The sequence below is a fragment of the Streptomyces sp. NPDC045021 genome, from assembly GCF_056432645.1.
In genome coordinates, this window is sequence record NZ_JBWKIQ010000001.1 from 644,766 (window position 1) to 665,721 (window position 20,956).

Below are 20,956 nucleotides of genomic sequence, written 5' to 3' on the forward strand. Positions count from 1 at the left end.
CTTCTCGGCTCCTCTCGAGGGTCAGACGGCCGGTTCCAGTGGACGCCGCTCTTCGAGCTCGGCGCGCAGCAGATCGGCCAGGTCGGCGTCCCTTACGAACAAGTGGTCCCCGGGCACCGAGCCCGTCCGGAAACCCTCGGGCGCGTAGCGGGACCAGGCATGTACCGCACCTGGCGGTACCAACAGGTCGTCCCGGCCGGACACGGCCAGCACCGGGCACGGGAGCGGGTCCCCCGCCGCGGCCCGCAGGCCGGCGGCGAGCAGCAGATCGTCCCGCATGATCGTCATCGTGAGTTGCAGCCACTGCGGCCGGTCCAGCAGCTGGCTGGTGATGCCGCCGGACGCCCTCATCACCGAGAGCACCCGTTCGTCGGACCCTTCCGCACCCTCCAGGTCCGGCATCCCCAAGTGCGGTGCGGAGCAGGCTCCGACCGTCAGCACCTCGGGCGGACGTCCTCCCGACCTGTGGTGGTGGAGGGCGAAGGAGTAGGCGACCAGGGCGCCGAGACTGTGCCCGTAGAGGGCGTACGGTCGGTCGAGAAAGGGCCCCAGCTCGGCTTCCAACTCGCGCGACAACTGTTCTCCATCGGTGACGCGCTCTTCACGCAGTCGCGTCTCACGTCCGGGGAGCCGTACCGGGATAACGGAAATGTCAGAGCCGAAACGATTCTGCCATCGAGCGAACGACATTGCGCCGCCACCCGCGTGGTGAAAGCAGAAAAGCCGAAGCCTGGCGGCCATTTTTGGTCTCACCGCCAGATATCCACCCACAGCCGACCGCCTCCTGGACTTGTTCCGCCCGCATCCGGACGGATGCCGCGATCGTCCACAGGCCGCCTGGAAAGTCACTGGACGCAGGCTGGAGCAGCCGGCCGGGCCTCAGCCGATACTCGCCACTCCGACCACCGCGCCGGGGTGAACCCCGTCGAGAACCGGGTCCGCGGAGAGAATCGCCCGTTGCAGGCGCTGCACCCGGGCGGAAGGCTCGAGCCCCAGCTCGTCCACGAGACCGGACCGCAGCCGGCGAAATGCCTCGAGCGCCTGCGAAGGGCGGCCGCACCGGTAGAGCGCCAGCATGAATTGTGCGTGCAGGTTCTCGTGCAGCGGGAATTCCGCGGTCAGACCGGCCAGTTCGCCGAGCAACTCATGGTGCCGGCGCATGGCCAGGTCGGCGTCGAGCCGGCGCTCCAGCGCCGCGAGGCGGCTTTCCCTCAGCCGCATCACCTCGACTTCGAGCAGCGTTCCGTGCTGCAGGTCGACCAGCGCCGGCCCTCGCCACAGGTTCAGTGCCTCGCTCAGCCGGCGGGAGGCCCGGGCGACGTCCCCGGCCTCGTAGGCCGCGTATCCCGCCACCGTCAGCTGGTCGAACTGCCAGGCGTCGATGGCAGCGGAGTCCATGCTCAGCTGATAGCCGCTGTGCCGGGTGGCCAGCACGTCCTTCGCTCCGGTGACCGACCCCAGCGCCGCGCTCAGTTTCCGGCGGAGCTGCAGAATGTACGTCTGCAGCGTCGTCGGAGCACTGCGCGGCAGATCGGAACCCCACAGCTCCTCCATCAACCTGGCGACAGTCACGACATGGTTGGCGTTCAGAGCGAGAACGGCCAGGATCTGCCGCGGCTTGGCGGCGCTGGGCACAATCGAAGTGCCGGCTTCGCTCGCCGTCAATGGTCCCAAGACGTTGATCTCCATTGGTGCCGTCCTCTCCCCGTTCCACGCCGCCGTTGTGTCGTCTCGACCCGGCGATCGCTGCGCACATAGGAGCACGAGCAAAGGTTCCCATCGAGGGCATTGACCTGAACAGTGAGATCTTCACGGGTTTCAGGGGAGGACGGGATTCCGAGATCATGAAATCTTCACATGAGTTCCATGACCGACCCACTGTTCGCTGCCCGATTTTCAGCCGCACACTCCTCGGTGTACCGCCAGGAACGCATCAACCGGCCATGAACAGGTCACAGAACTGGAGAACGAGAATGGACGCAATAGAGCAGGACTGGCGCTTCGCGGAGCTGGTGGCGCTCAGTTGGATCGAGCCGGCCTTAAGCCTCCGGTACGCACAGAACCCCTCCCAGGTACTCGCCGAGTTCGGCTTGCACGTCGCCGGCGACGTCAGCACCCCCGCCCTCCCGCCGGCACCGCAACTGGCGCTGGTGATCGAGGACTTCACCGGCGAGATGAAGGCACGCAGCTCCGTCAGTTGTTTCTGCGTCAAGGGATGATCCACTAAAACCGTGCTGGCACAGGGGGATGCTGCTATGACGGAGTTCAAGGCTCATCTGCGTGCTGAGGTAATACCGGGCGAAGGGACATATCTCTTCTCCGAGCGGGACGTGAAAATGATCGACTGTCCGCAGTTGGAGCTCATGGCTCCGCTCATGGACGGCCGCCGGGGATTCAACGAGATAATCCGGGACGCCGGACGGGAACTCGCCCCGGAGCAAATCGGATACGTATTGGCCCAACTCGCCAATGCCGCACTGGTCGACTTCCGGCGTACCGCACGCACGTTGGAGAACCCGGCCAGGACGGGGCTCGCGTTCTGGGAACTGGCCGGGCTCGACGGCGCGCAGACCGCGGCCCGGCTGGCGGACGGATCGGTCCGCATTCTCACGGTCGGCGCGGTCGACGGCAGCGCGGTGAGGGCCGCGCTGCAGGCCACCGGGGTGTCGGTCCACGCCACCTCCGCGGTGACGGGGGCCGGCTGCGGAATTCCGCGCGCCGACCTGTCCGTCGTGGTCTGCGACGACTACCTGGCCAGTGAACTGGCCGCGGTCGACGCATCGCACCGCGCGGCCGGACGGCCGTGGCTGCTGGCGAAGCCGCACGGGGCCGACATCTGGCTCGGCCCCGTGTTCCAGCCGGGTGAGGGCCCGTGCTGGAACTGCCTCGCCCACCGACTGCGCGGTCACCGGGAAGTGGAGAATCACGTACAGCGCACGTTGGGGCGTTCCGGTCCGCTGCTGATTCCGCAGGCCTCCATACCCCCGAGCCAGGGGGTGGGACTGCACATGGTGGCTCTCGAAGCGGCGAAATGGATGGCCGGGCACCGCTACCACGGGCAGCAGTCCGTACTGACCCTGGACAACTTCACGATGACGGCCCGTCATCACGCGGTACAGCGCCGCCCGCAGTGCTCCTTCTGCGGGGATCCCTCTCTCAGTACCGAACGGATCGGACGTCCGCTGCCGTTGCGTTCGCGTTCCAAGGCGTACGCGAACGGCAGCGGCGACCGGTCCGCCTCTCCCGAGAACGTCCTCGCCCGCTACCGGACGCAGGTCAGCCCGCTGACCGGGGTGGTGAGCCGGCTCGACCCCGACCCGGCCGCGCCACCCGGACTCCAGGTGTACCGGGCGGGCCACAACATGGCGCTGGGGACGCCGGGGCTGCGCTCCTTGCGGCACGGCTTCCGCGGTATGAGCGCCGGCAAAGGTGTGACCTCGGTGGAGGCCGAGGTCGGGGCGCTGTGCGAGGCGCTCGAGAGGTTCTCCGGTGTGTTCACCGGCGAGGAACTGCGCGTACGCGATTCACTGCGGAACCTCGGCGACCTGGCCATCCACCCGAACCGCTGCCAGCTCTTCGACGAGCGCCAGTACGCGGACCGGGACCGCTGGAACGCTGCGCACGGGGACTTCCAACAGGTGAACGAGGTGTTCGACGTCACCGCCGACGTGGACTGGACACCGGTCTGGTCGCTCACCGAGCAGCGGCAGCGGCTGCTGCCGACCAGCATGCTGTACTACAACACCCCCGAATCCTCCGGCGGCGGCTTCTGCTCGGCCGACTCCAACGGGTGTGCGGCCGGAAGCAGCCTGGAGGACGCCATCGTGCAGGGTTTCCTCGAACTCGTGGAGCGCGATTCGACGGCCCTGTGGTGGTACAACCGCACCCGCCATCCGGGGCTCAGTCTCAGCGCGTTCGACGAACCCTGGATCGCCGAGCGGCGCTCCCTGTACGCGGGCCGGAACCGCGAGGTGTGGGCCCTGGACCTGACCGCCGACTTCGGCATCCCCGCGGTGGCGGCCCTGTCCCGGCGTACGGACAAGGAGGACGAGGACATCGTGATCGGGCTCGGCGCCCACTTCGACATGCGTGTCGCGCTGCGCCGGGCACTCACCGAGCTCGACCAGATGCTGCCCTATGTCATGAACGCCCGCCCGGACGGCGGGGGTTACGAGTGTTCGGGCAACGACATCCTGGAGTGGTGCCGTACCGCCACCGTCGCCAACCAACCGTATCTGCTGCCTGATCCGCTGGCTCCGATGTCCACCCCGGACGACTACCCGTACACCGCCCATCCGGACCTGCTCGACGACGTCATGGGCATCCAGCGTCTGGTGGAGGCCAAGGGAATGGAACTGCTCGTCCTCGACCAGACGCGGCCCGACATCGGTCTGCCGGTCGTCAAGGTCATCGTGCCGGGGCTGCGCCACTTCTGGGCCCGCTTCGCACCGGGCCGCCTGTTCGACGTCCCGGTTCTGCTCGGCCGTCGTACGACGCCGCTGGGGTACGAGAACCTCAATCCGGTTCCTCTCTTCCTCTGACATCGCGTCCGCAACACCGCATCCGAAGGAGACCTCCTGTGCATTCAGAACCACGCCCGGACGTAGGCACCGACCTGCGCAGGGTCTCCTTGTGGTCGCTACGGGAGGATGTCCATCTGGAACGGGCATCCTCCGCCGGCGGGGCGGTGCTGCACAGCCGGTGGGGGGACGTGCTCCTGACCGGTCCCGATGAGCTGGTCTACGAATCGCTGCGCAGGATGAGCTTCGGGCCGGTGGATCTGGAGAACATCCTGCGCGCCACCCCCCGGCCGCACGGCGAGATCACCGCGAGCGACCGGGCCCGCCTGCTGGCACTCCTCGACAGCGTCTCCTACCTCGTCGTCCGCTCGCTGGGCCTGGACGACACCGAACCGCAACTCCTGGACATGGTCCCGATCGCCCGCGGCGCCCGGCTGGACATCCGGGCGGTGCCGCCCGACCAGCCGATCAGACTCTCCCGGTTCGCCGTACTGCAGACCAAGGACGAGCTGCTGGTCCTGGAATCGGCGCTGTCCCTGCACCGGGCGCAGTTCCGCCGGCCCGAGGCGGCCTGGGTGATCGGGGTCCTCGGCAAGGCGACCACTCTGAAAGCCGCCACGGCCGCGCTGCCGGTGGCGGAGGGCGTGGTGGCGGACATCATCGCCTACCTCGCCGCCGCCGGCATGGTCACGCTCGGCGAACATGACGCGAACGGGGTGGTGGTCTTCGCCGAGGACCACGATCCCTCGCTCATCACCTGGACCCCGAACGAACTGCTCTTCCACACCCGCACCCGGCTCGGCCGCCATGACGGCGACTTCGGGGCCACTTTCCCCTATCTCGGCCAGCTGTCCCCGGAACCGGCGGTCAAGAGCGCGCCCGACGGCGTACGCATCCCGCTGTACCGGCCCGATCTCGACGCGGTGCTGGCGGCGGACCCGCCGCTGACCGCGGTACTGGAGACCCGCCGGTCCACCCGCACCTACGCGGAGGAGCCGCTCAGTGATCGGCAACTGGGCGAGTTCCTCTACCGGATAGCGCGCATCCGTTCCCTCTACAGCAGCATCGGTCTGGAGCCCGCCTCCTATCCCGCCAGTAGCCGTCCCTATCCGAGTGGCGGATCGGCCTATGAGCTGGAGTGCTACATCACTCTCAGCCGCTGCGTGGGACTGGCGGCCGGCAATTACTACTACGACCCCTACGGCCACTGTCTGGTACGGCTGGACGACCCGTCGAACTCCGCTGCCGAACTGCTCGCACAGGCGAGCGCCGCCGCGGGTATGACCACGACGCCACAGGTCCTGATCACCATCACCGCCCGCTTCCGCAGGTTGTCATGGAAATACAGCGGCATGTGGTACGCCCTCGCGCTCAAGCATGTGGGCGTGGTCCAGCAGACGATGTGCTTGGTCGCCACGGCGATGCGGCTCGCTCCCCTGCCGCTGGGCAGCGGAGACATCGAAACGTCGGCGCAGGCCTTCGGACTGGACTGGCGCGAGGAATCCAGTATCGGCGAGCTCCTTCTCGGCCCGCTGGCACCGGACGACACCTCCGCGGAGGCAGAAAGTGCCATGGGATACCCCGTCAATGACAGTGATTGGGGCGAACGATGCGCGGCAACAGCAGGTCATGTTCAGCCTGTAGCGAGTAGTCTTCCGGCACGGCCTGGTGCTCAGCACGATGACCGCTGATCCATTGCTGCAGGGGAGACAGGTAATGGTCGGTGTACGGGGGCAGGTAGAACACGATTTGCCAGGGGGCGACATTCCTGTGCCCCGGCTCGGCCGGGCGATCGTGGCCTTGACCATGCTGGGGTATCTGCTGCTGGGAATCGTCAGCATGCTGGCCCGCCAGGTGCCGACTTCGGACATGGCATGGGGCGCCGGCATACTCGTTGCGCTATTCCTGCTGCAGAACCTCCATTCCCTCCCCAATCGGGGCGGCGACAGACCTCGTTACTGGATCTGGACGCTGTCCATGCAGGGGCTGCTCACCTATATCCCCTTCTTGATCCTGAAGGACAGCTGGGTGGGGATGCCGGGCTACTTCGCCGGATCACTCCTGTTGTTCCTTCGCGGCAAAGTCTCCTGGCTGAGCGCGTCAGCCGTGGCGATCAGCATGTTCTTCATCGAACAGCACCTCGGGTCCGACGGGTTCAGCGCCTTCTACTACGCATGCGGCGTCGGCACCATCGGCCTCTCCGTCTTCGGCCTCACCCGGCTGGGCGATCTGCTGGTGGAGGTACAGGCCGCCCGCGCCGAACTCGCCCGGCTGGCAGTGGCCCAGGAGCGTGATCGGGTCGCCAGGGATCTGCACGATCTGCTCGGCTACAGCCTCTCCGCGATCACCCTCAAGGGGGAACTCGTCTACCGGCTGGTCAACAGCCATCCGGATCGCGCCTGCGAGGAGATCTCGACGATGCTGGCCATCTCCCGCCAGGCACTGTCCGATGTCCGCATGGTGGCGAGCAGTTACCGCGACATGTCGCTGGCCGCCGAGATAGCCGCCACCCGGGCCGTGCTGGTCTCGGCCGACATAGCGACCGTGGTGACCGTCGACTGCGGCCCGCTCGAGGACCGGGTCAACACCGTGCTCTCCACCGTGCTGCGTGAGGGGGTGTCGAACCTGCTGCGGCACAGCAAGGCGCAGAACTGCGTCATAGAAGCGATCCTGGACAAGGGCGTGGTGCGCCTGCGGGTGGAGAACGACGGGCTCAACACCTCCCCGTCCGTCACCGCCCGGCGCGACGGCAGGGGCCTCGACAACCTCTGTACACGACTCGGCGAGCTGGGCGGCACGCTCAACGCCGCGGCCGCCGAGGACGGCTGGTTCCGGCTGACCGCCCTGGTGCCGCTGAGTGGCGCGGCGGCGTAGAGCTCACGCCGGGCCGTTACAGCCAACCGGCGTCGCGGGCGATCCTGATGGCGTCGACCTTGTTACGCGCGTTGAGCTTGGCGAGAATCGTCGTCAGATAGTTGCGGACCGTGCCGACCGAGAGGAACAGCCGGGCGGCTATTTCCACCGCCTCCGCGCCGTTGGCGGTGAGCCGGAGGACCTCGACCTCCCGCCGGGTGAGCGGGTTCTCACCGGTGTCCCAGGCGGCCAGGGCGAGTTGGGAGTCGATCACCCGCTCTCCCGCACGCACGCTGCGGATCGCCTGGGCCAGTTTGGCCGGCGGCGCGTCCTTGAGGATGAAACCGGAGACATGCGCGTCCAGAGCCCGGCGGAGGTTGCCGGGTCTGCCGAGGCTCGTGAGGATCAACGTCCGGCACGACGGCATCTGCTCATGCAGGTCCGCGGCGGCGGTCAGACCGTCGATGCCCGGCAGGTCGATGTCGATCACTGCCACATCGGGGCGTGTCCGAACGGAGGTGGGCACGATCTCGTCCCCGGACTCGACCTCCGCGATGACCTTGATGTCGACCTCGAGGTTCAGCAGGGCGACCAGCGCACCGCGGACCATGTGCATGTCCTCCGCGAGGAGAACGTGAATCATGCGTCGCGCCTCCCGGCTCCCAACTGCCAACTTCCGGGTCACAGGATCGCAGATTCAGCCACGTTAGGCACACGGATGAGCAGATTACGTGAACGGCCGGTACCAATGGTCGCAGGAAACGACCTCCGGCCCGGTCCTGAGCCGGTCCTACCCGTGCCGCACCAGACGTTTGAGGTCCGGGTCGACGACCTCGTGCAGGGGGCGGAGCCGGTCGGTGAGGAACAGCTGGCGCATGGCGGCGCGTTGCAGTTTTCCGCTGGTGGTCCGGCGGACCGTCCCGGGCCGGACCAGCACCACGTTCCGCACCGGCATCGCGAACTCCCGCGACACGCTCTGCTGGACCGCCGACACCAGGCCGGGCAGATCCGCGTCGAAGGTGCGCCCGGACCTCACCTCCTGGACGACCACCACATGCTCGCGATCGGAGTCGACGGCGAAGACCACCGTCGAGCTGAACAGGGCACTCACCCGCTGGACGGTGCGCTCCACATCCTGCGGATACAGATTGCGCCCGGCGACGATCATGACGTCCTTGAGCCGGCCGGTGACGAACAGCTCTCCGTCCCGCACCACCCCGAGGTCTCCGGTGCGCAGGAAGCCGCTCTCACCGGTCGAGGTGACCGCCTGGAAGGAGTACGCGGTCTCCGCCGGCCGGTTCCAGTACCCCTGGGCGACGCTGTCGCCGCGTATCCAGATCTCGCCTATCGTCCCGGGCATCCTCGGCCGGCCGCTCTCGGGGTCGACGATCCGCAGGTCGAAGTCCCGGACCAGACCGGAGCCCACCAGGGTGCGGACCGGTCGGCCAGGAGCGGGGTCCTCCAGCCGGTGGCGCTCCAGCGAGGCCGCGTCCACCGGCAGTTGGGGCGCCCGGCTGCCGGGTATCCCGCCGGACACCAGCAGCGTCGCCTCGGCCATCCCGTAGCAGGGGTAGAGCGCGGACGGGTCGAGGCCCGCGGGCTTGAACTTCTCGGCGAAGGCGCACAGCGTCTCCGCCCGCACCGGCTCGGCCCCGTTGACGGCGTTCTCCCAGCGGGACAGGTCGAGCTCGGCGACCTGCTCGTCGGTGACGCGCTGGACGCACAGTTCGTAGGCGAAGTTGGGGCCGCCGCCGGTGGTGATCCCGTACTCGGAGATCATCTGCAGCCAGCGCACCGGACGCCGTACGAAGCTCATCGCCGGCATGATCACACCCTGGGCGCCCAGCCACAGGGGGTGCAGCAAGTGGCCGACCAGGCCCATGTCGTGGTGGAAGGGCAGCCAGCCGCCGATCGTGGACCGGGCGCCGGTGCCCATCGCCCGCTGGATCGCCCGCTGGTTGGCGAGCAGATTGCGGTGCGAGATCATCACGCCCTTGGGCTCGCTGGTGGAACCCGAGGTGTACTGCAGGAAGGCGATGTCGTCCAGCGAGACGTCCGGACGCCGCCAGTCGTCCGGGTCGGCCGGCGCGATGGCGTCGGCCGGCAGCGCGTCGGTCGCCAGGCACACCACGTCGCCGTGGCCGGCCTCGGCCAGCAGCTGGGAGATGACCGGCGCGTGCCGGGAGTCGGTGAGGGCGAACGACGCGGCGGAGTCCTTCACGATGCCGGCCACGCGTTCGATGTGCCGGCGGGTGCCGCCGGGTGGCGGGGCGGGCACCGCCACCGCCCCGGCGTACAGACAGCCGAGGAAGCAGGCGATGAACAGCGGTCCCCGGTCCTGCAGGATCAGCACCCGCTTGCCGGTCGCGTGGTGGTCCTGCAACCAGGCGCCCAGCCGCCGGGCCTCCCGGTCGAGCCGGCCGTAGGTGATCCGGTCGACGGTCGCGGCCCCGTCGCGTCCCTCCCCGGTGAAGGCGAAGGCCTCTTGGCCGGTCCGCGCCTGCGCTTGCTGCCGCACTAATTCTGCGAAGTCCGCTTGTCCAGACAAGGCTGCTCCCCCGTTGGCGTCGCCGTACGGGGTCAGAATGAGCTCGTCGCCTCAAACCCGCCTTGAACCTGAGTGGTCAGGGGCGTTCGAACTCGTGGACAAGGCCCAGCTGGCGGGCGGCTTCCCGTTCGAAGGCACTCAGCGGGACGTCCGGACGGACCGTCTCCGGGTGCCCGTCGGCAGGGCCCGCGTAGCCGGCGATCGGGTCTGCGTAGTCGTGGCCCGGCTTGCGCTGCTGCCGTCCCAGCCCGGCGGTCCGACCCGAGGGATAGAGGTACGGAGTGATCGGCACGTAGAACGTCCCGTAGGTCACCAGAGCCCGGTAGACCGGGCCCAGGAAGTAGGTGACAGACCACTTGGCGAGCTGGCTCATCTGAGGCCTCCGTGGGATTTCGCGCTCTCTCCGGCGCTGCGTCCATAGTGTCCGCGGCCGCTCAAGGACGACTCCAGCACGAGTCATGGAAGCTCTGATCCGGTTCCACCAGGTTTCCTTGACGGGACGTTGACCGGATCACGAGCCCGGCGGCGGACGCTCGGGCCGGGGCGCGCTCCCGCGCTCCACCGGCCCCGAGGAGTGTCACTGTGACCACCTACCCGCCGCCCAGGCCGTCCGCGACGCAGGTGCCACCGGCCTACGAGGACCTCCGCGCCGGCTGCCCGGTCGCCCGGGTCACCCTGCCCAGCGGCGACCCGGGGTATCTGGTGAGCCGCTACGAGGACGTCCGTGCAGTGCTCGGCGGCGCCGACTTCAGCCGCGCGGCCACCGTCCTGCCGCAGGCCCCGAAACTGACCGCGATGCCCTTCGACGCGGGCGGTCTGTTCACCCTGGACCCGCCCGAGCACACCCGGCTGCGCGCCCTGGTCACCGCGGAGTTCACCGCGGGCCGGGTGCGCGCGCTGCGGCCGCGGATCGAGCGGGCCGCGGAACGGCTCGTCGACGAGATGGTGACCGCGGGCGAGGGCGTCGACCTCATCGGCGCCTACGCGTTCCCGCTGCCCGCCTTCGTCATCTGCGAGCTGCTGGGGGTGCCCTACGAGGACCGGGACCGCTTCCGCGGCTGGTCCGACGCGCTGCTGTCGCTCACCGCGCACTCCCCCGAGGTGATGCGGGCCAACCGCGACGAACTGGTGGGGTATCTCGCGGACCTGGTCGGCGCCAAGCGCCGCGAGCCCGGCGACGACCTGCTGAGCGCGCTGGTCCAGGCGCACGACGAGCACGGCAGCCTCAGCCATCTGGAGCTGCTCACGATGGCGATGACACTGCTGGTCGCCGGGCACGAGACGACCGCCGGGATGATCGGCACCTGCGTGTTCACCTTGCTGCGCGAGCCGGACGGCTTCGCGACGCTGCTGCGCCGGCCCTCCTCCGTGGTGGAGGAACTGCTGCGGCACAACCCGATGGGCGACGGCGGCCCGCTGCGGGTGACCCTGCGGGACACCGAGGTCGCGGGTGTGCCGATCCCCGCCAACAGCGCCGTCATCGCCTCGATCTGCTCCGCCAACCGTGATGAGAAGGTCTTCCCGGACGCGGACACCTTCCACCCCGGCCGCCCCGGCCCGTCGCATCTGGCGTTCGGTCACGGTGTGCACCACTGCCTGGGCGCGCCGTTGGCCCGCGCCGAACTGGAGATCGCGCTGACGACGCTGGCCCGCGCGTTGCCGAAGCTGCGGCTGGCCGTTCCCGAGCAGGACATCACGATGCACACCGGGCTGCTGGTGAATCGGCTGACGGCGCTGCCGGTCACCTGGTGACGTAGCCGGCCGCGTCCCGCGGTCCGTAACCGCAGGCGCGGTCCCAGCCGATGTGCCCGAGCCAGGCCATGCCCGCGACGGCGAGGCGGCGGCGGCCGGTGAGGGCCGCCGCCGTCAGCAGGACGGCCGGGACCGCGGGCGAGTGCAGCACGTTGTACGGGCGCACCGCGTAGGACGGCATCCGGTGCCAGGTGGGCGCTCCGGCAATGCCGAGCAACAGGGCGGTGTCCGGTGCCACCGCGCAGAACCAGAGCACCTTGTCGCGTCTCCCGCCCAGCGCCACCGCGCCGCCCAGCGCGCCCAGGCCCACCGCCAGGCTCACCGCGCGCCCGACGGGGTGGCGGTGCGCCCAGGTGGCGGGAGCGCCGCTCCAGCGGGCCGTGGCGGGGGCCGACGGCGGGGCCGGGGGCCGGGCCCCCGAGGCGGTGTGCGTGACCGGCGGGGCGGTTCCGCCGCCGGGGTTCAGGGTCATCAGGCGGCTTCCGGTACCGCGCCGGGCACCGCGGGCGCGGCGACGGCCAGCGCGGCCCCCAGCAGCACTCCGCGGGTGTGGTCGAGGTGGGCGGGCGCGCCGTGCACGTCGTCGAGGACGGTCACCTCGCCGGGGACGGATGCCCGGCGCAGCACCGCGGCCTCGCCCAGCGGCACGATCTCGTCGCGCAGGGCGGCGATGTAGTGGACGGGGATGCGCAGGGCGCCGAGTTCCTGGTCGGTGAGGCCCCAGCCGCGGGTGTACCCGAAGACCAGGGACGGCGGAACGCCGGTGGTGTGGGCCAGGGCCGCGAGCGTGGTGCGGGGCACCTGGCGCTGCCAGGCCTCGTCCTCGAAGAAGAGCCGTAGCGGGGCGCCGACGGTGGCCACGCCGGCCAGCCGGGAGTCCACCAGGGCGCAGCGCAGCGCGAGATGGCCGCCGAAGCTGAGCGCGATGGCGGCGGTGCGGCTGACGTCGGCCCGGCCGGAGAGCGCGTCGAGGATCGCCGAGAGCATGCGCGGGGAGCGCGGCCCGTACGGCACGGTGTTTTCGCCCACGCCGGGCAGTTCGGTGACGGCGAGCGCGACTCCGAACGCCTCGGCGTGCACCAGCAGCGGCGCCCACTGCTCCTTGACGCTGACGATGCCGCCCATGACGACGATCAGCGGTTTCGGGTCGGTGGCCGACAGCCCGGCGGTCCAGCAGACGGCGGTGCCGTCCTCCAGCGGGACCTCCAACCGCTCGATGCCGGCGTCCTGTTCCGCGCGCCAGGTGTCGAACGCGGCGACGCAGCGGCGCTGGGCCTCCTGGCGGGGCTCGTCCCCCGGGTAGGGGAAGCGGGCCATGGCGTAGTGGCGGGAGGCCTCCAGGTGCAGTCCCTGGTCCGCGAGCCGGTCGCCCTCGGCGCACCAGACGCGCCCCCAGGAGCGCGGACGGTCTCCCCACGGCTCGGTGATCCGGGCCAGCAGTTCCTGGGCGGCGCCGGGTTCGATGCCCTGGGCCTGTGCGTGCAGCAGGGACAGCCCGCGCAGCTCCTCCAGGCCGATGGCGTCGTCGGCACCGAGCCGTGTGGTCATGTCCGTGCCTCCTGCTCGTGCTCGTCGTGGTCCTCGCGCCGGGTGCCGCGGCCCCGTTCGGACCGCTCCCGGTCGGCCCGCTGGTCGGCGAAGTACGCCGGTTCCAGCATCCGGGCGCGCAGCCGGGCGGAGGTGTCCAACGCCCGGTAGACGCCGCGGCGCACCGCCACGGCGGCCGGGGCCGACCAGGTGAAGATCCGCTCCTGGCGCAGTTGCAGCCGCCGGGAGCGGGCCACCTCGCGGGACCGCTGTCGCTGGAACTGTCCCGTGGCGCGGTCGAGTCCGGCTGGTTCCCCGCTGTGGAGCGCCGCGGCGGCGAGCGGCGCGAGCGCTGCGGCGTCGGCGAGGGCGTGGTTGACGCCCTGGCCGAGGACGGGCGACAGGGTGTGCGCGGCGTCTCCGATCAGCACGACGCCCGGCGCCGACCAGTGCGGCACGGTGGTGCTGAAGATGTCCAGAAGCGCGGTGTCGGACCAGTCCCGCAGCGTCTGCCGGGCGGGCTCCGCCAGTTCGGGGGCGAGTTCAGCGAGCCGGCCGTGCAGCGCGTCCAGTCCTGACCTGCGCAGTTCGCGCAGCCCGCCCTTGGGGATGTTGAGGCCCACCCGGACGGTGCCGCCGGAGTCGGGGAGCAGCAGGGCGTGCCGGTCGCCGCGGATACGGATCCGGTAGGCCGCGTCCGTCCACTCGACGGGGCGCGGCAGCCGCATCCAGATCACGTCCCGGTCCAGCGGCCTGACCCGGGCGGCCAGTTCGGCGAGTTCGCGGACCTTGCCGTAGCGGCCGTCCGCGCCGACGGTGAGTCGGGCACGGATCTCGCACTCCGCCCCGCCGGGCCCGACGGCCCGCACGCCGGCGGTCCTGCCGTCCGCGGACAGCAGGCCCTTGGCGGTCCAGCCGCGCAGCATCCGGAAGCCGTCCCGGCCCTGCGCCGCGGCCTCGATCTCCGCGAGCAGCAGGGACTGCGGGATCTCCAGCGGGAAGCGGTACGGATAGGGGAAGGACTCGAAGCCGACGTCGAGTACGGTCCTGCCGCCGTCGGCGACCTCGAGCCGGCGCACCGGAAGGGCGATGGCGCGCAGCGGCTCCAGGACGCCACAGCGGTCCAGCAGCCGGACGCCGTCCGGGGACAGCGACTCGCCGCGGAAGTCGCGACGGCCGCCGGCGGAGCGTTCCAGCACGGTGGTGCGCACGCCGAGCCGTACCAGCGCCAGCGCCAGCGCGAGCCCGGCCGGCCCGCCGCCGACCACGACGGCGTCGGTCTCGGCGGGCGGCGGGCCGGTCATGCCGCCACTCCGGCTCCGGTCAGCGGAACGTCCGGCGCCGTGGTCGCCTCGGCGGCCGGCTGCGGCGATTCGGCCGGCTGGTGCAGCAGCGCGGTGACCAGGCCCTCGTCGAGCATGGTGCCGGCCCGGGTGTCGTCGGTGTCGCCGAAGCCCGCGTCGTACAGCGCCCAACTGGCGGTGTAGCGCCCTTCGACGCGGCAGGTGCCGAACGCCCACTCCTCACCTGTGCCGGGAGAGCCGTCCGGTCTGAGCACTTGGACCGGATGGCCGCTCGGGCCGAAGCCGAACTCGTTGAACCGGAACCGCATGCCCTGGCCGATGGCCTTGCTGTACGCCTCCTTCAGCGTCCACAGCCGCACCATCTCCTGGTTGCGGTCGCTCTCGCGGACCTGGGACAGCATGGTGCGTTCGTACGGGGTGCACACCTGCCGCTCGATGCCGGAGACCAGCATGGAGCGGTCCTCCAGTTCGGCGTCCACGCCGATCCAGCCGCGCCGGGTGATGCCGACCAGCAGCAGTTCCTCGGTGTGGCTGAGGCTGATGTCGATCTGGTCGCAGCCGCGCAGGTACGGGCGGCCACCGGGCTTGTAGGCCAGCTCCACGGTGGCCGGCGGTGCCTGGATCGCCTGCGCCGCCACGTGTTTGAGCAGCAGCCGGGAGGCGGCGAAGCGCTCCCGCACATGGTGGTGGCGCATCGCCTGGTAGCGGTGCCAGTCCCGTCCGAGGACCGGGCGCAGCTCCGGGTCGTCGAGGTTCTCGGGCACCCAGTCCGACAGCAGGGCGTGGACCATGACGCTGCCACGCTCGTCCAGCGCCTCAACCACGCGGTGCCACGGGCCTTCCGGACTGGTCACCCTGATGGGCCGGCCGATCACCGGAACGGCGTTGGGGGGCGTCCCACCCCCCGGGAAGAGCGGCATCGCATGCCTCCAGGAGTAGTGCCAGGTCGTCCAGTACGTCGGCGGCCGCCGCGCCGTCGAGCACGCGGTGGTCGAAGGTCAGACCCAGGCGCATCACCGGCGCCACGGCGACACGCGTCGCACGGGCCACCGGAACCTCGGCGATCCGGCCCGCGGTCAGGGTGACCGCGGTACCACCGTAGGAGTGGAAGGTGTCCACCCTGCGGTGGCCGAGAGAGCTGACCGCCACGGTCCCGAGCAGCTCGGCCCGGCGGGCCCCGCTGCTCACGGCCGTCCGGAAGGCGAGGTGCCCGAGCAGCGACGGCAGCCGGCCGAGCCGGCGCACCCCCGCGGCGCCCGGCAGGTCCTCGGCGGCTCCGTTCCGGTAGCGGTCGACCAACTGCTGGATTGCCTCCAGGTCCAGCCGGTCCACATCGGGCAGGACCGCCACGCGCACCGCCCGCCGGCCCTCGTCGGCGTCCCCGCTGTCGATGGCCAGCTTCGCGTTCACCCGCTCGTAGCGCAGGGTGCGCGGCACGATCCCGCCGGCCGTTGTCGCGTTGGCCTCCGGGTGGTCGGCCAGTACCTGGCCGACCGCGTACAGCAGGTAGCTCACGACGGAGTACCGCCGGCCCTCGGCGCGGGCCGCCGCCCGGTGCTCCTGGACGCCGGACATGTCGATGTCCGCGGCCAGGTGTACGGGTGCGGCGGCGCGAGCCCACCGCAGGAAGTACCGGGTGTGGCGCCGGGCCCGGTCGGCTCCTGCCGTGTCCTGACGGGCCGTCTCCTGCGACGTGCCGGCCCGGCGGGTCGCGGCCTGTGGCGTCACAGCCCCACCGCCAGCGCGTGGATCTCGGCGAGGGTGCCCGCCGTGACGACCTCGGCGACCGGCAGCGGCCGCCCTGCCTCCTCCTCCAGTACCGCGACGAGCCGGAACAGCAGTAGCGAGTCCCAGCCCGGGAGCGCGTCCAGGGGCGACCCGGCGTCCTCCGGGCGCAGGAACAGGCCCAGTTCCCGGTTGAGCAGGGTGATCATGTCCTCGACTCCTGTCACTGTGCCTCCTCCTTCATTTCCGTGTGCGGGTTCGTTCGTGCGGGTTCGTCGGTGCGGGTCCATGGGTGCCGTCCGTCATGCGGCCTCCAGGGCGAAGCCGGCCGAGATCCACCGACTGGACTCGACGCAGGCGCACAGCGCCCGCTCGCCTGGGGTCAGCAGGGGCAGCAGCAGTTCCAGCTGGCTCAGCACGAGGGCGTTGCCGGTGTTTCCGGTGTCGGCGACGCAGGAGATCTCGACGGCCTTCTCCACCCCGAGCCCGGCGCGCAGCGCGGCGGTGATGCGCCGGGTCATCAGACCGCCGAGCTGCGGTGGCAGCAGGTAGCCGAGGTCGGGCGCCGACCAGCCGAGGGTGTCCAGCAGGTCGGCGCAGACCTGTTGGGCCAGTTCCGGGACCAGGCACTCGACGGCCTTGTAGTCCTCGGAGACCGGCGGCAGCGCGCTGCCGCGGTCGGCGGCCCCGTACCACTCGACGTGCTGGCCCGGCGGCTGTCCCGGCAGGGCCAGCCGATGGCCGAGCCCGTGGAAGGCGGCGCTGCCGGGGGCCGGGGCCGCGCTCACCACGGCGGCGCCCGCGCCGTCGCCGAAGATCACGTAGTTGACGAGCTGGGCGGGCGGCATCCGGCGGAAGTCCTGCTCCAGATCGAGGTGTTTGGCGCAGACGTCCCCGCCGAGGACCAGCCCGTACGGCCCGCCGCCCGACCGTGCGGGTTGGCGGGCGAGCAGCGCCTCGGCGAGGGTGAACGCCTGGACGGCGCCGGAGCAGCCCGACTGCAGCTGGTAGGCCGCAATGCCCGCCGCTCCCAGCCGGTCCGCGACGACGGCGGCGGTGGTGGGCATCAGGGAGTCCGGGGTCGCGGTGGCGAGCACCACGAAGGAGAGGTCGTGCACGGTGAGTCCGGCCCGCTCCAGGCTCCGTGCGGCGGCCTGCTCGCACAGGTCGGCCAGCCGGCAGCCGACACCGCCGGCGAGGTCCACCGCGAAGTGCCGGGTCCGGGTGCCGATGAACATCTCCACCCACTCGGCGGAGAGCCCGAGCCGACCGGCCAGCGCCTCGTTGCCGATCGCCGGGCCCGGCAGCGCGGTGGCCGCCGCGAGCAGGTGCATGCCGGGCTCCGAGGGCGGGCTCCCGGTCATCAGGCGGGGACCCGGGCGAGCTGCTCACGCAGATAGCCGATGAGGGTCGTCAGCGAGACCAGGCTCGACATCATCTCCGGGATGGACAACTCGCCCAGTGCCGGAACCGCCTCCTCCAGCCGGTACTTGAGCTCCATGAACATCACCGAGTCGAAGCCCAGATCGTCGTAGAACCGGTCGTCGTCGCGGAGCGTGCCCTCTTCGGCGCCGGTGATCCCGGCGACCGTCTCGCGCACCGCCTCGGCAAGCCCGCCGCCGTCCCGCTCGGGCGCCCGCGGACCGGCGCCGGCCCGCACCAGCGACAGAACCGGACTCCCCGGCTCGCCGGCCGGGGCCGCCGCCGGTCGGGGCGGCTCGTACCAGAACCGGGCCGAGGTGTCGAAGCTCTGCGGCGCCAGCTGGGCGTGCACCTTGTCCTCGGGGCGGTAGAGAAGCTCCCAGCGGATGTCGACCCCGGCCGTGTAGAGCGCGGCCGCCGCCTCGGCCGCGGTCAGCGCGCCGCTGTGGGCGTCACGGACGACCGAGATCCCGGGCAGCCCGCTGCCGCCGGGCAGCCGCCGGGCGAGGGGCAGCAGGACGGGTTTGGGGCCGAGTTCGACGAGATGCGTCACGTCGGAGCCGAGCAGCGCGGCGGCGGCGTCGGCGAACCGGACGGTGCCGGTGATGTGTTCGCACCAGTAGTCGGCGTCGAGCGGGCGTCCGGCGAACAGGCCGCCGCGGACGGTGGAGAAGAACGGAATGCGCGGCTCGCCCGCGGTGATCCCATCCGCCGTCGTGCGGAAGCCGGGCAGCACCGGCTCCATCAGGACCGAGTGGAAGGCGTGCGAGACCTTGAGCGGGGTGCAGCCGACGCCGCGCGCGGCGAGCTGTTCGCGGATCCTGGCGAGGCCCGCCAGATCGCCGGACAGCACGGACGCGGCAGCGCCGTTGGCGGCGCCCAGGCCCACCAGCGGTTCGCCTGCGAGGACTTCGCGCAGGTCGTCGGGGTGCGCCCGCACGGCGAGCATCCCGCCGCCCTCGGGCAGCGCCTCCATGGCGGTGCCGCGGGCCGCGACGAGGGCCGCGGCGTCCTCAAGACCGAGCGCGCCCGCGGTGACGGCCGCCGCGAACTCGCCGATGCTGTGGCCGAGTACGGCGCCGGGCCGCACGCCCAGCTCCTCCAGGTAGCCGGCCAGCGCGTACTGCACGGCGAAGACGGCGGGCTGGGTCCAGCCGGTGCGGTGCACCCGCTCGTCACGGCCGAGCAGCAGCTCGGTGATCGAACCGCCGAGGTGCGGTTCCAGGGCCCGGGACGCCTCGTCGAGGTACTGCCGGTAGAGCGGCGACTCGCGGTACAGCCGGCTCGTCATCCCCGGGTACTGGGCGCCCTGGCCGGTGAAGAGGAACGCCACCACCGGGGGTTCCGGCGGCTCCGGCACGCCCTCGCCCGCCTCCGCGGCGGCGTCCAGGGCGGCGGCGAGCCCGGCGGTGTCCTCGGCGGGGATCGCGATCCGGTACGCCATACCGGTCCGGGTCAGATTGCTGGTCCAGCACAGCGGGGTGACCGGCTCCTGGGCGCGACCCGCGATCGACCGAGCCTGGACCACCAGGTTGCGGCGCAGCGCCTCGGCCGTGGGCGCGGTCAGCGTGAACACCCCCGGGTTCTCACCGCTCTCACCGTTGTTGGTCTGCGGGGCGGCGATGGGGGCGGTCTGCCGGGGCGCGGAGGAGAGCACGACGTGGGCGTTGCTGCCGCCCATGCCGAAACTGGAGACGGCGGCGAGCATCTCGCCGTCGGGCAGCGACAGGGGTTCGGTCAGTAACTTCAGCCCGTGCGCCGACAGTTCGAGCCCCGGGTGTTCGCCCCCCGCGGTCCTGACCGGCGGGACCAGCCGGTGTTCCAGCGCCAGCACGGCCTTGATCAGGCCGGCGATACCCGCCGCGCCCTCGGCGTGGCCGATGTTGCCCTTCACCGAGCTGATCGCGCACGGTTCGGGCCGCAGCCCGCCGTACACGTCGCCGAGAGCGCGGGCCTCGATGAGGTCGCCGACCGGGGTGCCGGTGCCGTGCGCCTCGACCCAGCCGATCCGCTGCGGCTCCACCCCGGCCCGCCGGCAGGCGGCCTGGATGACCTCGCGCTGCGCGCGCCGGGACGGCGCCATGATGCCGTTGCTGCGGCCGTCCTGGTTGACGGCGCTGCCCAGCAGCAGAGCCCGGACCGGGCGGCCCTGTTCGCGGGCGCCCGCCAACCGCTGCAGGACGACGGCGCCGACGCCCTCGGCCCGGCCGATGCCGTCGGCCTGCGCGCCGAAGGGCTTGCAGCGGCCGTCGGGGGCGGCCAGTCCTGACTGCCCGTAGATCTCGTCGAGGACGTCGGACATCACCAGATTGACCCCGCAGGCCAGGGCGATGTCGCATTCGCCGGACAGCAGCGCGCCCATCGCGAGGTGCACGGCGATCAGCGCGGAGGAGCAGGCGGAGTCGACGGTGAGACTGGGGCCGCGCAGGTCCAGCTGGTACGAGAGCCGGTTGGCGAGGATCGCCCGGCCGGCGCCGGTGCCGGTGCGCGGGGTGATCGCCGCGTCGTCGGCCAGCCGCAGCCGCGACCAGTCGTCGGCCATGGCGCCCACGTAGATGCCGGTGCCGCTGCCGGCCAGGTCCCTGGGGTTGATGCCGGCGTCCTCCAGGGCGCGCCAGGCGGTCTGCAGCAGCAGCCGCTGCTGCGGGTCCATGGCGGCGGCCTCGGCGCGGCCGATGCCGAAGAAGGCGTGGTCGAACGCGTCGGCGTCGTCGATGAATCCGCCGTCGGGCCGGGCCGCGGGCCCGCTCGCCCGCCGGGTGTCCCCGACCCGGCGGGAGGTGGGTCTCGGCCCGACGCCGTCGGCTCCGGCGGCGAGCAGGTCCCAGTACGCCCCCGGGTCGGGGGCCCCCGGGAAGCGGCAGTCCAGGCCGAGAACGGCGATCGGGTTCACCGCGGTCCACCTCCCGGGGTGTTCCGCGTCCAGCCCGCCGTCCCGGGGTTGTCGCGGGGGTCGGTCGGATCGCCGCCCGCCTGGCTCCCGCCGGTCGGTTCGCCGTAAGGGGCCTGCGTCAGCGGGCCGGTGGCGCTGCGAGCGGACTCGGACGCCAGATAGCGGGCGAGGGACTGCACCGTGGGGTGGTCCCAGGCCACCGTCGGCTCCAGATAGAGGCCGAATCCGTCCTCGATGTCACCGAAGATGCTCAGCGCGGCCACCGAGTCGATGCCGTACTCCGCGAACGGCACGCTGATGTCGATGTCCACCGGGGGGCGCCGCAGGTACTGGCCGAGCTTCTCCAGGAGCCATCCGCGAAACTCCCGCTCCTGGACAGCGCTGCCGGGAACCACCATGTCCGACTCCTCTT

General features: G+C 71.3%; 19 protein-coding genes. 5 read left to right on the forward strand and 14 right to left on the reverse strand.

Features of this window, described 5'->3' with window-relative positions; translation table 11 throughout:
* Positions 1–21: 21 nt before the first annotated feature.
* The gene (locus AC07DC_RS02975; protein ID WP_478911239.1) at positions 22–741 is read right to left on the reverse strand and encodes a thioesterase II family protein; all 720 of its coding nucleotides are present in this window, start codon (positions 739–741) and stop codon (positions 22–24) included.
* A 138-nt stretch (positions 742–879) separates the two neighbouring features.
* Positions 880–1,689, reverse strand: a complete 810-nt coding sequence (locus AC07DC_RS02980; RefSeq protein ID WP_478911241.1) for an AfsR/SARP family transcriptional regulator — start codon at positions 1,687–1,689, stop codon at positions 880–882.
* A 284-nt stretch (positions 1,690–1,973) separates the two neighbouring features.
* Between AC07DC_RS02980 and AC07DC_RS02985 the strand changes: the two genes are divergently transcribed.
* From AC07DC_RS02985 to AC07DC_RS03000, 4 genes are read left to right on the forward strand one after another with little or no spacing between them, the layout of a single operon-like run.
* Positions 1,974–2,219: a hypothetical protein gene (locus AC07DC_RS02985; protein ID WP_478911243.1), complete on the forward strand. Its 246-nt coding sequence runs from the start codon at positions 1,974–1,976 to the stop codon at positions 2,217–2,219.
* A gap of 36 nt (positions 2,220–2,255) precedes the next feature.
* The gene (locus tag AC07DC_RS02990; protein WP_478911245.1) at positions 2,256–4,541 is read left to right on the forward strand and encodes a TOMM precursor leader peptide-binding protein; all 2,286 of its coding nucleotides are present in this window, start codon (positions 2,256–2,258) and stop codon (positions 4,539–4,541) included.
* Positions 4,542–4,579: 38 nt separating this feature from the next.
* Positions 4,580–6,211 (forward strand): SagB family peptide dehydrogenase, encoded by a 1,632-nt coding sequence (locus tag AC07DC_RS02995; RefSeq protein ID WP_478911247.1) that lies wholly within the window; start codon positions 4,580–4,582, stop codon positions 6,209–6,211.
* Positions 6,189–7,394 (forward strand): sensor histidine kinase, encoded by a 1,206-nt coding sequence (locus AC07DC_RS03000; protein ID WP_478911249.1) that lies wholly within the window; start codon positions 6,189–6,191, stop codon positions 7,392–7,394. Before AC07DC_RS02995 ends, AC07DC_RS03000 begins: the two co-directional genes overlap by 23 nt.
* Before the next feature lie 16 nt (positions 7,395–7,410).
* Here the strand turns inward: AC07DC_RS03000 and AC07DC_RS03005 are convergent, their stop codons facing one another.
* From AC07DC_RS03005 to AC07DC_RS03015, 3 genes are all read right to left on the reverse strand, one after another.
* Positions 7,411–8,016 (reverse strand): response regulator transcription factor, encoded by a 606-nt coding sequence (locus AC07DC_RS03005; protein ID WP_138356855.1) that lies wholly within the window; start codon positions 8,014–8,016, stop codon positions 7,411–7,413.
* 147 nt (positions 8,017–8,163) lie between these two features.
* Positions 8,164–9,891, reverse strand: a complete 1,728-nt coding sequence (locus AC07DC_RS03010; protein ID WP_478911251.1) for a fatty acyl-AMP ligase — start codon at positions 9,889–9,891, stop codon at positions 8,164–8,166.
* Positions 9,892–9,997: 106 nt separating this feature from the next.
* Positions 9,998–10,294, reverse strand: coding sequence for a DUF6059 family protein (locus tag AC07DC_RS03015; RefSeq protein ID WP_138356856.1), 297 nt, complete (start codon positions 10,292–10,294; stop codon positions 9,998–10,000).
* 209 nt (positions 10,295–10,503) lie between these two features.
* Here AC07DC_RS03015 and AC07DC_RS03020 point away from each other — a divergent pair, with 209 nt between their 5' ends.
* Entirely contained in the window at positions 10,504–11,673 is a 1,170-nt protein-coding gene (locus AC07DC_RS03020) for a cytochrome P450 (protein WP_478911253.1), read from the forward strand.
* Here the strand turns inward: AC07DC_RS03020 and AC07DC_RS03025 are convergent.
* The 9 genes from AC07DC_RS03025 to AC07DC_RS03065 all read right to left on the reverse strand — a co-directional run bounded on the left by AC07DC_RS03025 (position 11,663) and on the right by AC07DC_RS03065 (position 20,942).
* Entirely contained in the window at positions 11,663–12,145 is a 483-nt protein-coding gene (locus tag AC07DC_RS03025; protein ID WP_478911255.1) for a DUF4260 family protein, read from the reverse strand. The genes AC07DC_RS03020 and AC07DC_RS03025 overlap by 11 nt on opposite strands.
* The gene (locus AC07DC_RS03030; RefSeq protein ID WP_478911257.1) at positions 12,145–13,221 is read right to left on the reverse strand and encodes an alpha/beta hydrolase; all 1,077 of its coding nucleotides are present in this window, start codon (positions 13,219–13,221) and stop codon (positions 12,145–12,147) included. The genes AC07DC_RS03025 and AC07DC_RS03030 overlap by 1 nt, the downstream gene beginning before the upstream one ends.
* Positions 13,218–14,504 carry an FAD-dependent monooxygenase gene (locus AC07DC_RS03035; RefSeq protein WP_478911259.1) on the reverse strand — a complete coding sequence of 429 codons (1,287 nt, stop codon included), beginning with the start codon at positions 14,502–14,504 and terminating at the stop codon, positions 13,218–13,220. Before AC07DC_RS03035 ends, AC07DC_RS03030 begins: the two co-directional genes overlap by 4 nt.
* Positions 14,501–15,328, reverse strand: a complete 828-nt coding sequence (locus tag AC07DC_RS03040) for a 4'-phosphopantetheinyl transferase family protein (protein ID WP_478911260.1) — start codon at positions 15,326–15,328, stop codon at positions 14,501–14,503. Before AC07DC_RS03040 ends, AC07DC_RS03035 begins: the two co-directional genes overlap by 4 nt.
* A complete protein-coding gene (locus tag AC07DC_RS03045; protein WP_478911262.1) occupies positions 15,321–16,232 on the reverse strand; it encodes a 2-oxo acid dehydrogenase subunit E2 in 912 nt (303 codons plus the stop codon). Before AC07DC_RS03045 ends, AC07DC_RS03040 begins: the two co-directional genes overlap by 8 nt.
* On the reverse strand, positions 16,229–16,456 hold the full coding sequence (locus tag AC07DC_RS03050; protein ID WP_478911264.1) for a phosphopantetheine-binding protein: 228 nt from the start codon (positions 16,454–16,456) through the stop codon (positions 16,229–16,231). The genes AC07DC_RS03045 and AC07DC_RS03050 overlap by 4 nt, the downstream gene beginning before the upstream one ends.
* A 75-nt stretch (positions 16,457–16,531) precedes the next feature.
* Positions 16,532–17,563, reverse strand: coding sequence for a 3-oxoacyl-ACP synthase III family protein (locus AC07DC_RS03055; RefSeq protein WP_478911266.1), 1,032 nt, complete (start codon positions 17,561–17,563; stop codon positions 16,532–16,534).
* Between the two features lie 29 nt (positions 17,564–17,592).
* Positions 17,593–20,544, reverse strand: coding sequence for a type I polyketide synthase (locus AC07DC_RS03060; RefSeq protein WP_478911268.1), 2,952 nt, complete (start codon positions 20,542–20,544; stop codon positions 17,593–17,595).
* Positions 20,541–20,942 carry an acyl carrier protein gene (locus AC07DC_RS03065; RefSeq protein WP_478911270.1) on the reverse strand — a complete coding sequence of 134 codons (402 nt, stop codon included), beginning with the start codon at positions 20,940–20,942 and terminating at the stop codon, positions 20,541–20,543. The genes AC07DC_RS03060 and AC07DC_RS03065 overlap by 4 nt, the downstream gene beginning before the upstream one ends.
* Positions 20,943–20,956: the final 14 nt, after the last annotated feature.

Excerpts from the sequence above, each read along its gene's own strand:
- AC07DC_RS02975 (WP_478911239.1), bottom strand. The coding sequence starts at position 741 with ATGGCCGCCAGGCTTCGGCTTTTCTGCTTTCACCACGCGGGTGGCGGC.
- AC07DC_RS02980 (WP_478911241.1), bottom strand. The coding sequence starts at position 1,689 with ATGGAGATCAACGTCTTGGGACCATTGACGGCGAGCGAAGCCGGCACT.
- AC07DC_RS02985 (WP_478911243.1), top strand. The coding sequence starts at position 1,974 with ATGGACGCAATAGAGCAGGACTGGCGCTTCGCGGAGCTGGTGGCGCTC.
- AC07DC_RS02990 (WP_478911245.1), top strand. The coding sequence starts at position 2,256 with ATGACGGAGTTCAAGGCTCATCTGCGTGCTGAGGTAATACCGGGCGAA.
- AC07DC_RS03005 (WP_138356855.1), bottom strand. The coding sequence starts at position 8,016 with ATGATTCACGTTCTCCTCGCGGAGGACATGCACATGGTCCGCGGTGCG.
- AC07DC_RS03015 (WP_138356856.1), bottom strand. The coding sequence starts at position 10,294 with ATGAGCCAGCTCGCCAAGTGGTCTGTCACCTACTTCCTGGGCCCGGTC.
- AC07DC_RS03025 (WP_478911255.1), bottom strand. The coding sequence starts at position 12,145 with ATGACCCTGAACCCCGGCGGCGGAACCGCCCCGCCGGTCACGCACACC.
- AC07DC_RS03030 (WP_478911257.1), bottom strand. The coding sequence starts at position 13,221 with ATGACCACACGGCTCGGTGCCGACGACGCCATCGGCCTGGAGGAGCTG.
- AC07DC_RS03035 (WP_478911259.1), bottom strand. The coding sequence starts at position 14,504 with ATGACCGGCCCGCCGCCCGCCGAGACCGACGCCGTCGTGGTCGGCGGC.
- AC07DC_RS03055 (WP_478911266.1), bottom strand. The coding sequence starts at position 17,563 with ATGCACCTGCTCGCGGCGGCCACCGCGCTGCCGGGCCCGGCGATCGGC.
- AC07DC_RS03065 (WP_478911270.1), bottom strand. The coding sequence starts at position 20,942 with ATGGTGGTTCCCGGCAGCGCTGTCCAGGAGCGGGAGTTTCGCGGATGG.